The 15,573-nt window shown below is 74.0% G+C and carries 9 protein-coding genes; 6 read left to right on the top strand and 3 right to left on the bottom strand.

Features of this window, described 5'->3' with window-relative positions; all coding sequences use genetic code 11:
* From infB to ABB07_RS10545, 6 genes are all read left to right on the top strand, one after another.
* The coding region (gene infB / locus ABB07_RS10575) for a translation initiation factor IF-2 (RefSeq protein ID WP_244189316.1) at positions 1-2,039 on the top strand (2,039 nt) is incomplete at its 5' end.
* Between the two features lie 189 nt (positions 2,040-2,228).
* The gene (locus ABB07_RS10570; RefSeq protein WP_208898485.1) at positions 2,229-2,522 is read left to right on the top strand and encodes a DUF503 domain-containing protein; all 294 of its coding nucleotides are present in this window, start codon (positions 2,229-2,231) and stop codon (positions 2,520-2,522) included.
* Between the two features lie 59 nt (positions 2,523-2,581).
* Positions 2,582-3,043 (top strand): 30S ribosome-binding factor RbfA, encoded by a 462-nt coding sequence (gene rbfA, locus ABB07_RS10565; RefSeq protein WP_208898484.1) that lies wholly within the window; start codon positions 2,582-2,584, stop codon positions 3,041-3,043.
* Positions 3,040-3,945 (top strand): tRNA pseudouridine(55) synthase TruB, encoded by a 906-nt coding sequence (truB, locus tag ABB07_RS10560; protein WP_208898483.1) that lies wholly within the window; start codon positions 3,040-3,042, stop codon positions 3,943-3,945. The genes rbfA and truB overlap by 4 nt, the downstream gene beginning before the upstream one ends.
* Before the next feature lie 376 nt (positions 3,946-4,321).
* Positions 4,322-8,494 carry a trypsin-like peptidase domain-containing protein gene (locus ABB07_RS40725; protein ID WP_244189315.1) on the top strand — a complete coding sequence of 1,391 codons (4,173 nt, stop codon included), beginning with the start codon at positions 4,322-4,324 and terminating at the stop codon, positions 8,492-8,494.
* Positions 8,495-8,634: 140 nt separating this feature from the next.
* The gene (locus ABB07_RS10545) at positions 8,635-9,582 is read left to right on the top strand and encodes a bifunctional riboflavin kinase/FAD synthetase (protein ID WP_208898482.1); all 948 of its coding nucleotides are present in this window, start codon (positions 8,635-8,637) and stop codon (positions 9,580-9,582) included.
* 95 nt (positions 9,583-9,677) lie between these two features.
* Here ABB07_RS10545 and ABB07_RS10540 read toward each other — a convergent pair whose 3' ends face one another.
* The 3 genes from ABB07_RS10540 to eccE all read right to left on the bottom strand — a co-directional run bounded on the left by ABB07_RS10540 (position 9,678) and on the right by eccE (position 15,548).
* Positions 9,678-13,115 (bottom strand): SCO5717 family growth-regulating ATPase, encoded by a 3,438-nt coding sequence (locus ABB07_RS10540; protein ID WP_208898481.1) that lies wholly within the window; start codon positions 13,113-13,115, stop codon positions 9,678-9,680.
* Positions 13,116-13,422: 307 nt separating this feature from the next.
* On the bottom strand, positions 13,423-14,187 hold the full coding sequence (locus tag ABB07_RS10535) for a hypothetical protein (protein WP_208898480.1): 765 nt from the start codon (positions 14,185-14,187) through the stop codon (positions 13,423-13,425).
* A complete protein-coding gene (eccE, locus tag ABB07_RS10530) occupies positions 14,187-15,548 on the bottom strand; it encodes a type VII secretion protein EccE (protein WP_208898479.1) in 1,362 nt (453 codons plus the stop codon). The genes ABB07_RS10535 and eccE overlap by 1 nt, the downstream gene beginning before the upstream one ends.
* Positions 15,549-15,573: the final 25 nt, after the last annotated feature.

The following is a 15,573-nucleotide window of genomic DNA, read 5'->3' as shown; positions in this document are numbered from 1 at the left end:
GCTTCGCCGGCCGTCCCGGCGGCGGTGGCGGCTTCGGCGGCGGTCCCGGTGGTGGCGGCGGTGGCCGTCCCGGCTTCGGCGGCCGTCCCGGCGGTCCCGGTGGCCGCGGTGGCACGCAGGGCGCCTTCGGCCGTCCCGGCGGTCCGGCGCGTCGTGGCCGCAAGTCGAAGCGGCAGAGGCGCCAGGAGTACGAGGCCATGCAGGCCCCGAGCGTCGGCGGCGTGATGCTGCCGCGCGGCAACGGCGAGACCATCCGTCTCTCCCGCGGCGCGTCGCTCACCGACTTCGCGGAGAAGATCAACGCCAACCCGGCGTCGCTCGTCGCGGTCATGATGAACCTCGGCGAGATGGTCACCGCGACGCAGTCCGTCTCCGACGAGACCCTGCAGCTCCTCGCCGACGAGATGAACTACGCGGTTCAGATCGTCAGCCCGGAGGAGGAGGACCGCGAGCTGCTCGAGTCCTTCGACATCGAGTTCGGCGAGGACGAGGGCGACGAGGAGGACCTGGTGGTCCGCCCGCCGGTCGTCACCGTCATGGGTCACGTCGACCACGGCAAGACCCGCCTGCTCGACGCCATCCGCAAGACGAACGTCATCGCGGGCGAGGCCGGCGGCATCACCCAGCACATCGGTGCCTACCAGGTCGCGACCGAGGTCAACGACGAAGAGCGCAAGATCACCTTCATCGACACCCCGGGTCACGAGGCGTTCACCGCCATGCGTGCCCGTGGTGCGAAGTCGACCGACATCGCGATCCTGGTCGTCGCGGCCAACGACGGCGTCATGCCGCAGACCGTCGAGGCGCTCAACCACGCCAAGGCGGCCGACGTGCCGATCGTCGTCGCGGTCAACAAGATCGACGTCGAGGGTGCCGACCCGACCAAGGTGCGCGGTCAGCTGACCGAGTACGGCCTGGTGGCCGAGGAGTACGGCGGCGACACCATGTTCGTCGACATCTCCGCCAAGCAGGGTCTGCACATCGACTCGCTGCTGGAGGCCGTGATCCTCACGGCCGACGCCTCGCTCGACCTGCGGGCCAACCCGAACCAGGACGCGCAGGGCATCTCGATCGAGTCCCGCCTCGACCGCGGCCGTGGTGCCGTGGCGACGGTCCTCGTCCAGCGAGGCACGCTGCGGGTCGGCGACACGATGGTCGTGGGCGACGCCTACGGTCGCGTGCGCGCCATGCTCGACGACAACGGCAACAACGTCGCCGAGGCCGGCCCGTCGACGCCGGTCCAGGTCCTGGGCCTGACCAACGTCCCGGGTGCGGGCGACAACTTCCTGGTGGTCGACGAGGACCGTACGGCCCGTCAGATCGCCGAGAAGCGCGCCGCCCGCGAGCGCAACGCGGCCTTCGCCAAGCGCACGCGCCGCGTGTCCCTGGAGGACCTGGACAAGGTGCTCAAGGCCGGCGAGGTCCAGCAGCTGAACCTGATCATCAAGGGTGACGCTTCTGGTTCCGTCGAGGCCCTGGAGTCCTCCCTGCTCCAGCTGGACGTCGGCGAAGAGGTCGACATCCGCGTCCTGCACCGCGGCGTCGGTGCGGTCACGGAGTCCGACATCGACCTGGCGATGGGCTCCGACGCCATCGTGATCGGCTTCAACGTCCGTGCGGCCGGCCGCGCGGCGCAGATGGCCGAGCGCGAGGGCGTGGACGTCCGGTACTACTCGGTCATCTACCAGGCGATCGAGGAGATCGAGGCGGCCCTCAAGGGCATGCTCAAGCCGGAGTTCGAGGAGGTCGAGCTCGGTACGGCGGAGATCCGCGAGGTCTTCAAGTCGTCCAAGCTGGGCAACATCGCCGGTGTCCTCATCCGGTCCGGCGAGGTGCGCCGCAACACCAAGGCCCGCCTCATCCGCGACGGCAAGGTGGTCGCGGAGAACCTCACCATCGAGGGCCTGCGCCGCTTCAAGGACGACGTCACCGAGATCCGCGAAGGCTACGAGGGCGGTATCAACCTCGGCAACTTCAACGACATCAAGGTCGACGACGTCATCGCGACGTACGAGATGCGGGAGAAGCCGCGGGCGTAAGCGCCGACGGTTCGCTGCTGGCCGGCGGGACTGCGGTCCTGCCGGCCAGCTTGCCGTTGCGGGCGCTGCTGCGGGGGCCACGGAAACCCCGTCGAGCGACCGCGCAGGTTCGCGTAACCTTTTGGTGTCCCCGGCCCACACGGGCCCGGGGCCATCGATCCCGTACCGGCGGGTGAACCGGCTGCATACATGTACGTGGGGACTCTGTCCTTCGACCTCCTCCTCGGCGACGTCCACTCGCTGAAGGAGAAGCGCTCCGTCGTCCGCCCGATCGTCGCCGAACTCCAGCGGAAGTACGCGGTGAGCGCGGCAGAGGTGGACCACATGGACCTCCATCGGCGAGCGATCATCGGCCTCGCCATGGTCTCCGGCGACGCGGCGCACCTCACCGACGTACTGGACCGGTGCGAACGGCTGGTCGCCGGCCGCCCCGAAGTGGAGCTGCTGTCGGTCCGCCGCCGCTTCCACGGCGAAGACGACTGACGCGACCACGCGACCAGACCACAGCAACGCAACAAGAAGAAAGAACGGGAGACGGACCAGTGGCCGACAACGCGCGGGCGAAAAGGCTGGCGGACCTCATCCGGGAGGTGGTGGCCCAGAAGCTGCAGCGCGGGATCAAGGACCCGCGGCTCGGCTCGCACGTCACCATCACGGACACCCGGGTCACGGGCGACCTGCGGGAGGCGACCGTCTTCTACACGGTCTACGGCGACGACGAGGAGCGGAAGGCAGCGGCCGCGGGCCTGGAGAGCGCCAAGGGCATCCTGCGCTCCGAGGTCGGCCGCGCCGCCGGTGTGAAGTTCACGCCGACCCTGACCTTCGTCGCGGACGCCCTCCCGGACACCGCCCGGACCATCGAGGACCTCCTCGACAAGGCGCGGCAGTCCGACGCGAAGGTCCGCGAGGCCTCCGCGGGCGCCGCTTACGCGGGCGGCGCGGACCCGTACCGCAAACCGGCCGAGGACGACACGACCGACACGGACGGCGACGCCGCGGAATGACCCAGAAGCACACCACGCCCGACGGCCTCGTCATCGTCGACAAGCCGTCGGGCTTCACTTCGCACGACGTGGTCGCCAAGATGCGCGGCATCGCCAGGACCCGCCGGGTCGGCCACGCGGGCACCCTCGACCCGATGGCGACCGGCGTCCTGGTCCTCGGTGTCGAGCGCGCCACCAAGCTCCTCGGGCACCTCGCCCTCACCGAGAAGGAGTACCTGGGCACCATCCGCCTGGGCCAGAACACGGTCACCGACGACGCCGAGGGCGAGGTCACCTCGTCCACCGACGCCTCCAAGGTGACCCGGGACGCCATCGACGCCGGCATCGCCAAGCTGACCGGCGACATCATGCAGGTGCCCTCCAAGGTCAGCGCCATCAAGATCGACGGCGTACGGTCGTACAAGCGGGCCCGCGAGGGCGAGGACTTCGACATCCCCGCCCGGCCGGTGAGCGTCTCCTCCTTCACGGTGTACGACGTCCGGGACGCCGTGGCCGACGACGGCACCCAGGTCCTCGACCTGATCGTCTCGGTCGTCTGCTCCTCCGGCACCTACATCCGCGCCCTCGCCCGCGACCTGGGCGCCGGCCTCGGCGTCGGCGGCCACCTCACCGCACTGCGCCGGACCCGCGTCGGGCCGTACAAGATCGATACGGCGCGGACCCTGGACCAGCTCCAGCAGGAGCTGACCGTGATGCCGATCGCGGACGCCGCCGCGGCCGCGTTCCCGCGCTGGCAGGTGGACGCCCGGCGTGCGCGGCTGCTGCTGAACGGCGTCCGGCTGGAGATGCCCGACGAGTACGCGGGCGCCGGTCCCGTCGCCGTCTTCGACGCCGAGGGCCGCTTCCTCGCGCTCGTCGAACAGCACAAGGGCAAGGCCAAGAGCCTGGCCGTCTTCGGCTGAGGCGCCCGGGTCGTCTGCTCGGGCATCCGCTGAGGGATCTACTGAGGCATCTGCTGAGAGGCCTGAGCCTGAGAGATCCGAGGGCTCTGCTGAGCGATCCGCTGAGAGATCCGCTGAGACACCTGCCGTGGGCGCTTGTCCGTGGAGCGGCGGCCGGCCACGGGGTGGGCCCCTGCCGCCGCTCCACGGTCCCCCCTCGGTTCCCCCACCCCCTAGGGTTATCCAGCGGCACCCGCCTATTCACCCGACCGGGCAGGCGCTCGGAGTGAACCGGGGGAGCGGAAGGGGGCGCGTTCGCCACACGATCTGTCCCGTCGATCACCGCAGGCCTACCGTCGTCGGACAGGGCACGCGGCGAGGGCGGGGAGGTACGGCCATGGCGGGACGGGGCCCGTGCAGCGGAAGAGGCGCCACCACCTACACCACGGGTACCAGCCACACCATGGGCACCCAGGCCGGCGCCTGCCTCTCGAACCCCACCGCGGGCCTGTCGAACACCACGGCCGCTTCGGACCCCGCCCCCGACGGCCCCCGCGCCGACCCGGTCCTCGTCCAGATCCGCGACCTCGCCGGCCGCCCCCGAGGCGTCGGCTTTCTCGCCGATCACCAGGGCACCCTGCTCACCAGCCACGAGACCGTCGACGGCCTGCCCCGGCTGGTGCTGCACGTCGCCGGCACCGACCGCACCTGTGTGGTCGCCGCCGACGCCGTCACCCCGCTGCCCGGGCGCGACCTGGCCCTGGTCCGCACCGAGGGCCTGGGCCTCGACCCGCTGCCGCTGTCCGTGCGGGAGCGGATCGACGCCGGGACCTATGTACGGGTCCCCGCGGGCTGCTGGCGCGAGGCCCGGGTCCTGGCCGCCACCGAGGTGACGTACACCGCCACCGACCGCTTCCACCTCCTCCAGGACACGCTGGAGCTGGCGATCGGCACCGCGGGCCAGGACGCGCTGCGGCTGGGCGGCGGGGCGGCCGGGGGACCGGTGCTCGACGCGGAGACCGGCGCGGTGATCGGCGTCCTCGGCACCGCCCTGCACTCCGCGCAGCGTGACACGGGCTTCGCGGTGCCGCTGCGGCCCGCCGACGGCCCCCTCGGCGAGCTGCTCGACCGCAACGCGACCACCGTGCCCGCCTACGGCGCCGACCTCAACCTCGCCGGGATGCTGCAGCTGACCGCCACCTCGGTCGGCCAGGACGGCCCGCAGGGCCTTCTCGCCGGCGCCGTGGAACCGGTCGAACGCCACGCTGTGGCACGGGAGTTGGCCGCCTTCACGGACGGCGACCGGGCCGTGCTCGGGCTCGTCGGCGCCCCCGGCAGCGGCCGTACGACGGCACTCGCGGCCCTCGCCGCCCGCCGGGCCCACGGCGAGCGGCCCGCACCGACGCTGTGGCTGCGCGGCGCCGACTTGGAGGACGCCGACGACTCGGTGGCCGACGCGGCCCGCCGCACCCTGGAGCGGGCCGCCAGGATCGTCGCCGCCGCCCGCGCCGTCCGCCCCGAATCCCTCGGCGACCTCACCCCCGAACACCTGGCCCACCTCGCCGCCCGGTCCGGCCGCCCGCTGCTGCTCGTCCTGGACGGCCCCGAGGAGATGCCCCCCGTCCTCGCCCACCGCCTTCCCGAGTGGACCAGGGAGACCGCCGCCTGGCTGCGCGGGACGGGGGCACGCCTCGCGGTGGCCTGCAGGGAGGAGTACTGGGAACGAGCGGGCGCGGAATTCCCCGCCGACCTCCTGCACATCCCGACACCCCCCACGTCGGCCGCGCCCGCCACCCCGGCCGATGCCGCCGGTCCGGCCGCTCCGGCAGGGCCCCCGACTCCCACGGCCACGGCCACGGCCGCGGCTCCCGCAGCCCTGACCACCGCCGCAATCCGCAGCGAGCCGTGCGGTGCCCGCACCGGGCCGTGTGCCGTTCCCACCGAGCCGTGCGCTGATCGCACCGGGCCGTGTGCCGTTCCCGCCGAGCCGTGCGCTGATCGCACCGGGCCGTGTGCCGTTCCCGCCGAGCCGTGCGCTGATCGCAGCGGGCCGTGTGCCGTTCCCATCGAGCCGTGCGCTGCCCGCGCTGAGCCGTGTGCCGTTCCCGCCGAGCCGTGTACCGCCACCGCCGAGCTGTGCGCTGCCCGCGCCGAGCCGTGTACCGCCGCCGCCGAGCCGTGCGCCGCCCGCACCGGGCCCTGCACCGCCGCCGCCGAGCCGTGTACTGCTCGCACCGAGCCGTGTGCCCTCCTCGCCGAGCCGTGCGCCGCCCCCAGCAGGCCTACGGCCCCCCTCCCTCCCTGCCTCCGGCTGACCGATCTGACCGAGGACGAGGCCCGTCTGGCCCGGGGGCGGCTCGGGATCCCCGATGGCGTGCTTGCCGAGCGGGACGCCCGGCATCCGCTCACCCTGCGGCTGCTGGCGGAAGTCCGGGCGGCCAACCCGGACGCGGAGATCGCGGGCCCGGTCGACCGGCACGAGGTGTTCGCCGCCCACCTGGACCTGATGTGCCTGCGGATCGCGGTCCGGCTCGCCGCCGAGAGCGGCCTGCGCGGCACCGCCGTACGCCGGCTCGCCGCGCGCGTGGCCGGGCAGGTGCACGAGGCCGCCCGGCGGAGCCTCGGGCCCGGGCAGGGCGAGCTGGACCGGGCGTCGTTCGAGGCGGTGTTCCCCTGGGGCCCCGCCCCGGCACGGCTCGGCGGCGGCACCGGCTGGGCGTCCGCCGTACTGACCGAGGGCCTGCTCGTCCCGGCCGGCCGGGGCTACCGCTTCGCGCACGAGGAACTGGCCGACTGGATCCAGGGCATGCACCTCGACCTCGACGAGGCCCTGCGCGCCCTGGTCCACCGCCCCCGGGCCGACCGCGACACCGCTGCCGTGCCGGTGCCGCACCACCGCGTCGGCCCCGTCGTCCAGGCCCTGCTGCTCCTCGCCCGGCAGCACGGCGACCGCCAACTGGCCGCACGACTGCGGGATCTGACGGACGCCCTGGACCGCGACCCCCGCTCCTGGTGGGCCGCCCGGCTGCTCGCCCACACCCTGCTGCAGGTCCCGGACGCGACGCCGTACACGGAGGTGCTGCGGCTGCTCGCCGACCGGATCGTCGCCTGGCGCCGCGCCCGGCGGCCCGTGCCGGGCGAGTTCGGCCCGGGCTTCTGGACCGATCTGCCGGTGTCCGACACCGAGCGGCTCGATCTGCTGCGCCGGCTCGTGCTGGCCGACCAGGCACCCCCGGAGGCCGGTGAGCGGTACCTGGACGCCGTCGCCCGGCTGCTCGCGGCCGCGCCCGCGGTCGTACAGCCGCGGCTGACGTGCTGGTTCGACGACGAACGACCCCTGCCCGCGACCCCGCACGCCACCGTCGCGACCGCCGCCCAGGCGCTGCTGCACACCCACCGGCACGGCGCGCTGGACGACCTCACCGAGACCCTGGTGGCGAGCGCGCACCGGCGCGCCGGCGAACTGCTCGCGACCCTCGCCGAGGACGAGCCGTCGGCCGTCTGCCGGGCCGTGGACCGCTGGGCGCACGACGAGCGCCCCGCCCGCAGGGCCGCCGCCGTGGCCCACGGACTGCGCGCGGCCCCGCACGTCCGCTCGGAGGCCGACCGCGAACTGCTGCGCTACGCCGCCCTCACCCTGCTGGCCCGCCCCGCCGACCGCGCCCTGCACGGCGCCGCCCTCGCCCTGCTGGTCCGCGACCCGCGCAGCCGCGACCGGCACCTCGCCGCGGCCCTCCGGCACTTCGCCGACGGCGATCCGCAGTTCCCGCCGGACGCCCTGGCCCCCGCCCTGACCACCCACCCCGGACCGGTCCTGGAGGCCTTCCGCACCCGGCTGTGCGGCCCGCACGCGCAGGAGGCGCTGCGCACCCTCACCGACGTCACCACCCCGGCCCTCGCCCCCCGCGTCGCGCCCCTGCTCCAGGAGGCGGTACGGCTGCGCCCGCCGGCCGCGGGGCACCTCGCCACCCACGTCGACCGCCGCCTCACCCAGGGCCCCACCGCCCGCCCGGTCCTGCTGCCCCTGGTCACCGGCCTGCTCGACGGCGCCCCCGAACAGTTGCGGGCCGCCCTCGCCACGGTCCTCGCCGCCGCCGGCACCCCCGCCTGCCGTCCGCTGCGCCGCGAGCTACTGGAGCTGCTGCTCGCCCGGGAACAAGAGCCGTCCGTGCTGGACGCCGTCCTGCACGCGGCCGCCGGGCACGGCGACGACGGCGGTTGCGAAGACGACGGCCGCGGCGACGACGGCTCCGGCGACGGCGACGGCCGCGGCGACGACGACTGCGGCGGCGGGCGCGACCACGGCGACGGCTGCGGCGGCGGTCGTGACCACTGCCGGGACGAGGAGGTGCGCGGCCTCGTCCACCGCGTCGGTCTGCTCCTCGTCCGCACCCCCGAGGGCGCCACCCGCTTCGACCGCGGCCTGGTCGACCTGGGCCGGCAGGTGCCCGGTTTCGCCGCGCGGATGGCCGGCTGGCTGGCCGCCGCCCCGGACGAATGGGCCGCCGTCGTCGGCCCCAGCACCCGCCGCACGCTCGAGAACCTCGCCGGCGTCCGCGTACCGGCGTGAGCGGACACCGGGCGTCGCAGGGAACGTGCGCCCGGTCACAGCCCCGATACCGATGCGGGTCCGGGGCACCCGGCATGGCACCCTTAGACCTGCGCAAGTCTTAGGCGTCGTTATGGACACGGGTTCGAGGAGCGGTCACAGTGCAGCGCTGGCGTGGCTTGGAGGACATCCCCCAGGACTGGGGGCGCAGCGTCGTCACCATCGGTTCCTACGACGGCGTCCACCGCGGCCACCAGCTGATCATCAAGCACGCCGTGGACCGCGCCCGTGAGCTGGGCGTACCGGCCGTCGTGGTCACCTTCGACCCGCATCCCAGCGAGGTGGTCCGCCCCGGCAGCCACCCGCCGCTGCTCGCCCCGCACCACCGCCGCGCCGAGCTGATGGCGGACCTGGGCGTGGACGCGGTCCTGATCCTCCCCTTCACCACCGAGTTCTCCAAGCTCTCGCCCGCCGACTTCGTGGTGAAGGTCCTGGTGGACAAGCTGCACGCGAAGGCGGTCGTGGAGGGCCCGAACTTCCGCTTCGGCCACAAGGCCGCCGGCAACGTCGAGTTCCTCGCCGAGCAGGGCAAGGTCTACGACTTCGAGGTCGAGGTCGTCGACCTGTACGTCACCGGCGAGGCGGGCGGCGGACTCCCGTTCTCCTCCACCCTCACCCGGCGCCTGGTCGCCGAGGGCGACGTCGAGGGCGCCCGCGAGATCCTCGGCCGGCCGCACCGCGTGGAGGGCGTGGTCGTCCGCGGCGCCCAGCGCGGCCGTGAGCTGGGCTTCCCGACGGCCAACGTCGAGACCCTCCCGCACACCGCCATCCCCGCCGACGGCGTGTACGCCGGCTATCTGCACGTCGAGGGCGAGGCGATGCCGGCCGCGATCTCCGTCGGCACGAACCCGCAGTTCGACGGCACCGAGCGCACGGTGGAGGCGTACGCCATCGACCGCGTCGGCCTCGACCTGTACGGCCTGCACGTCGCCGTCGACTTCCTCGCCTACGTGCGCGGCCAGGCGAAGTTCGACTCGCTGGAGGCCCTGCTGGAGCAGATGGCCGCGGACGTGAAGAAGTGCCGGGAGATCGTGGCGGCGGAGGGCTGAAGCCTTCGGCGGTGCCACGAGCGAAAGGGCGGCCGGTGCGATGAGCACCGGCCGCCCTTTCCTTACTCCTACTGTGCTTGGTCCTGCGCGGGGTCCTACTGCTGCGGCGGTTGCTGCGGCGGGTAGCCGGGCTGCGGCTGCCCCTGTCCCTGCGGCGGCTGGGGGTAGCCGTAGGGCTGACCGGGCTGCGGCTGTGCCTGCTGCTGCGGCTGTCCCTGCTGCTGGGCCTGGCCCTGCTGCGGCGGGTAGGGCTGCTGGCCCGGCGCGGCCTGCGGGTAGGGCTGCTGGCCCGGTGCCTGCGGGTACGGCGGCTGTCCCTGCTGGGGCGGATAGGGCTGCGGCGGCCCGGTGTACAGCTCCGGGCCGGGTGCCTGCGGGTAGGGCTGGCCCGGCATGGGCTGGCCCGGCATCGGCTGGCCCGGCATGGGCTGGCCGGGCATCGGCTGGCCCGGCATGGGCTGGCCGGGCATCGGCGGGGCGGCCACCGGCGGCGGGTTGCCGTCGCTGGTCCACAGGCCGTGCGCCTGCTGGTGCCGCACGAAGTCCTCGGCGATCAGCGCGGCGAGGTTGAAGTACGCCTCGCGCGTCTTGGGCCGCATCATGTCGAGGTCGACCTCGGCACCGGCGGACAGGTGCTCGTCGAAGGGCACGACCACGACCGCGCGGGTGCGCGTCTCGAAGTGCGCCACGATGTCCTCGACCTTGATCATCTTGCCGGTCTCGCGGACACCGGAGATCACGGTGAGCGAGCGGGAGACCAGGTCGGCGTACCCGTGCGCGCCCAGCCAGTCCAGCGTCGTACTGGCGCTGCTGGCGCCGTCCACGGACGGCGTGGAGATGATGATCAGCTGGTCGGCGAGGTCGAGCACCCCGCGCATGGCGCTGTAGAGCAGACCGGTGCCCGAGTCGGTCAGGATGATCGGGTACTGGCGGCCGAGCACGTCGATCGCGCGCCGGTAGTCCTCGTCGTTGAACGTCGTCGAGACGGCAGGGTCCACGTCGTTGGCGATGATCTCCAGACCGGAGGGCGCCTGCGAGGTGAACCGCCGGATGTCCATGTACGAGTTCAGGTACGGGATCGCCTGCACGAGGTCACGGATGGTGGCCCCCGTCTCCCGGCGCACACGCCGCCCGAGCGTACCGGCGTCCGGGTTGGCGTCGATGGCGAGGATCTTGTCCTGCCGCTCGGTGGCGAGGGTGGAGCCGAGGGCGGTGGTGGTCGTGGTCTTCCCGACCCCACCCTTGAGGCTGATGACCGCGATGCGGTAGCAGGAGAGCACCGGGGTGCGGATCAGCTCCAGCTTGCGCTGCCGCTCGGCCTCCTCCTTCTTGCCGCCGAGCTTGAACCGGCCGCCCGCCGCCGCGGGCCGTCCGCTCTTCGCCTTCTGCTTCTTGTTGTTCAGCAGCCGGTCCGAGGACAGCTCCACGGCGGCCGTGTAACCGAGCGGCGCGGCACCGGGGTTGGTCGGCTGCCGCTGGTCGTGCTGAACGGGCTGCGGCCAGGCCGCACCGGACCGCGGGTCCACGGGGGCCTGGGGGGCCTGTGGTGCTTGGGGAGCCTGCGGGGCCTGCGGGGCCTGCGGGGCCTGTGGCGCCTGCGGAGCCTGGAGGTCCTGCTCGGCGGAAGGCGTGCCGTCCGGTGCCTGCGGGGGCTGGGGGAAGCCGTAACCGCCGGGCTGGGGCTGGGCGTTCGGGGTGCCGGGCTGGGGGAAGCCGTAACCGCCCGCTGCGTTGGGGCCGTTGGGCTGCGGCTGGGGTGCGGGCGGCTGCGGGAAGCCGTAACCACCCGGCTGCGGCTGGGGGGTGGGAGCGCCCGGCTGGGGGAAGCCGTAACCGCCCGCCGCATTGGGGCCGTTGGGCTGTGGCTGGGGTGCGGGCGGCTGCGGGAAGCCGTAGCCACCGGCCACGTTGGGACCGTTGGGCTGCGGCTGCGGCTGCGGCTGCGGCTGCGGCTGCGGCTGCGGCTGCGGGTGCTGCGGCTGTGCGGGGGGCGGCGGGAAGCCGTAACCGCCGGCCGCGTTGGGACCCGCCGGGTGGGGCTGCGGCTGCGGCTGCGGTCCGGGGCCCGCCACCGGTTGCCCGGCTGCGTTCGGCTGACCCGGCTGACCGGCCTGACCCGGCTGCGGCGCGGTGGACGCGCCGGGCTGGTTCGCCTGGTTCTGCTGGTTCCAGGCGGCGGGCGCGGGCTGCGGGGCGTGCGGCTGGAACGGCGGCTGCTGGCCGGGCATCGGCCCGGGCTGCTGGGGCTGCTGCTGGGCGGGCCACTGGGCCGCCGGAGAGGGCGCCGCGGGCTGGTAGGAGGGCGGCAGCGGGGGCACCCCGCTCTGCGGCGCGGGCGGCGGCGTCCAGCCCGGCTGGGCGTCCTGGGCCGGAGCGGGCGGCACGGCGGCCTCGGGCGCGCCGGTCTGCGCGCTGCTGGTCTGCGTGCTGCTGGTCTGCGTGCTGCTGGTCTGGGCGGAGTCGTCCGGCTGGGGGCCGTTGGCAGGTACGCCGGACTGAGGCACGCCGTCCTGCGCGGTGGCCTCGGTGGTGACGTCGGCGGCGACGGCGTCCTGCGCCACGGCATCCTGGGCCACTGCATCCTGCACCACGGCGTCCGCGACCCCGGAGGCATCCGCCTCAGCGTCGTCGGACGGGGCGTCGCCGGACGAGGCGTCGTCGGCCTCGGCGTTGTCCACAGCCCCTTCCCGGGTACCGTCGGCGTCCCCGGCCTCGGCGCCGACGCCGCCCTCGACCGCGTCCCCGGCCTCGACCTGAGCCTTGCTCTCGCCTTCGCCCTCGTGCTCGCCCTCGCCCTCGTCCGAGTCGGCCCCGGAGACAGCCGCGTCCGCCCCGGGACCGGCGTCGTGCCCGGAGCCGGCCTCCGCGGGGACCACGTCCGCGGGCTTCGCGTCCGCCCGCTCCTCGGCGTCCTCGGCGGATCCCTCCGCAGTGGACGCGTCGCCCTCGGCGGAGGCGGTGCCTGTCGCCTGACCCTCCGCGGAGTCCTCGTCATCGTCGCCGCTCTGCAGCGCGGCCGCGCGCTCGGCGATCTCCGCCATCTCGCGCTTCAGGGCCACGGCGGAGAACCGCATGGTGGCCCCGCTCTCCAGGTCGCCGTTGCTCGTCTCCGGCTCGACCACGGACGCCGGTGCCTCCGGCTGAGCCTGCTGAACCGGCTGAGCCTGCTGAACCGGCTGAACCTGCTGGGCGGTCTGCGGCTGCTGCGCCTCGAAGCCCTCCGGCAAGCGCGGCATCGGAACGGGATTCCCGACGGGCGGCGCAGGCGGCGCGGGCGGCATGGGCGCGGCGTAGGGGGCGCCCTGTTCCGGCGCGGGCGGGGCGTAGGGCGCGCTGTGCGCCGGCGGGGGTGGCGGGGGCGCCGGAGCCGGCGAAGGCGCGGCGGACGAGCCCTGCGCGTTCTGCGTGTACCAGGCGGGCGGCGCGTAGTCGATCGTGAACTCGCCCGTCATCTCGATGGCGGACTCCGCGTCGGTCTGGTCGTCGTCGGGTGTGTCCCAGCCCCCGCGGATCCCGTCCCGATCGCTGTTCACAGTTCCTCCTGGTGTGGTCGAACACCCTCATGCCGTGCTTGGGGGCGACCGTTCCTGTCGTACGATTCGCCGGGCTTCCCCCTTGGGTCAATGGACCCCTTTGTCGCGGAGTGCGCACAAACCCGCTCGTGGGAACTCGCGACTGCCCGGTCCCAGCCTAATCACCAAAGCGACGCGACTGGCAGGCCCGGCTGCCCCTTCATGCCCGTCCGACGCGTCACACCGGGCCGGAGACCGCCACGGCACACGTGGACGTACATCAAAACGTGACACCAGTGCTCGTGAAAAACCAGGCAAGTTGGACGAGTCAGTCCATCCGGCGTGCCACGCCCAGCAGTCCCGTCTCGGCATCGGTCGCCCGGGTCACGACGTACTGCCGGTCCCGCTCGGTGCACCAGAGGGTCACACCGTCCGGAAGCGTGGGCAGCGTCTCGAGTTCGGGGCGCGGGAGTCCCATCACCCGCCCGATCTCCACCGCCTCGTCCGGCGACACCCGCTGCACGCCGACCAGACGCGCCTGACGCATCAACCGCGGCGCGACCGGGCTCAGATACGGCAGCAGCGTCAGCACGGACTGCCAGGGCGCCGACACCACGCGTCCGCGCGGGGGCCGCATGCCGCAGTCCCGCACCACCAGCACGGGCGTACCGGCGGAGGCGCCCTGCGGGGGCACTCGGCCCACGTCGTACACCGCGAGGCCGTTCTGTCCGCCGCCCATGGCGTGCACCATGGGCATCCAGGCCTGCGCGCGCCCCGTCTCGACGGCCACGCGCGCCCCCGTCGCCGCCGCCCGCAGCGCCATGACCTGCGCGGTCCACAGGCCGCCGATGAGCACGATGTCGTACGGCGTGGGGCGGTTCACACCGAGCACGGCGGGCTGGCCCTCGGCGTTGACGCCGACCACCACGCCGTCGTCGCCGATGGGCAAGGACAACGCGTCGGCCTGCTCCAGCGGCAGGGTGTGCCGCGGATGGCGCGGGCCGAGGAGGCCGAACCCGGTGCGCAGCCGTTCGCCGAGGCCCGGCGCCGGTGAGGGCGTGCCCGACGGCGTGGGGGAAGTCGACAGGGCCATCAGCGGGCACCTCCAAGCGGCAGGGTGGCCAGAACGCCGGGCAGTTGTTCCCGGTCCAGGCGGGCGAGGCCGGTCCGCGACTGCCGTGCCGCCTGCTCCAGATTGCGCCGTGCGTCGGTCAGTTCCTGGTTGCTGCGGCCGGTGATGCGCACATGGCCGGTGATGGCCACGTCCTGCTGCGCGCCCTTGGCCAGGGTCAGACTGAAGGTCGTCGCCAGGGCGGGCACCTCCGTCAGCCGCGCCACCAACTGCGCCAGCGAGCCGCCGGATCCGCCCAGTTGGGGCCAGCGGCGCACCCAGTAGGTGGTGTGGCGGCGGTTGTCGCAGCGCCAGCTGCGGCTGGACTCCTCGGTGCGGCGCTGCGGCGCCTCGCCACGCCCCGCCTGGGCCGTCACCATGGGGTTGGCACACGCGGACGTCGCGATGGCGGCCGTCAGTTCCTCCTCGGTGAGCAGGCTCGCCCGGAACCCGGCGCCGGTCAGCCGGCTCGACAGATGCTCGGCCGCGCGGGTCAGGCACTTCTGCGCGCCCGTCAGTCCGCCGCCGCGCGCCGCCACCGCCTCCGGGCACAACTCGGGATCCAGCTTCAGCGCGATCCATGTGATGCGCACCGCCGGAGAGCCGGTCTGGGCCTGCAGCGGCGCGTAGTTGCTGACCACGACCGACTGCTGGGGCAGGTGCAGCGCGGGCGCGGGCTGGGTGTGCACGACGATCTGCGCCGACTCCAGCAGGATCCCGTCGACTTCGAGGGTGTCCCGCACCAGACCCACCGGCAGCGGTCTGCGGCCGCGCTCCGCGCGCAACGCGTCGGCGTCCGACTCCACCTGCAGCACCGCGGTCAGGAAGCCGCCGTCACCGACCATGCCGATCGGCCGCTGGTCGCGGTCGTCGCCGCGGCTGTAGCTGTAGGTGCGCAGGGTCGGGTCGCACTCCACGGCCGGTGCGAGCCCGGCGTCGGTTCCCGGCGGCAGCGGTGTGCTCGCCGCGCGCCGGTTGCGGGCCCGCAGCGCCAGCAGGGTGCTGAGCCATTCCGGCAGGGAGCGCCCACGGCGTCGTACGACCGCGAGCACCACGAACAGCACGGCGACCGGGGCGACGGCGATCAGGGCGATCGTGCCCACGAGCCAGCCGCACAGCGCGAGGGCGGCCGCGATCTCCAGCAGCACCAGCCGCTGCAGCCCGAACGAACCGCCACGGCCCGAGCGGGACTCCAGATGCGGCGCGAACGCGCCCTGATACGCCGCCGGTGCCTGCTGGGTGGTGGGCCGAGAGGAAGACGAGCCGTGGTCAGCCGACCGGCGCGCGCGACGAGGACGTGATCCCGATTGCGATCGCGACCGGGTCCGCGTTGCGGAAGCCATCACTCCAAAACCCCCGAACTCACCC

It is taken from the genome of Streptomyces incarnatus, assembly GCF_001027185.1.
GTDB classification, from domain to species: Bacteria; Actinomycetota; Actinomycetes; order Streptomycetales; family Streptomycetaceae; genus Streptomyces; species Streptomyces puniciscabiei.
Note: the sequence above shows the minus strand (reverse complement) of the source record. Positions and strands in the feature narration are given on the sequence as shown.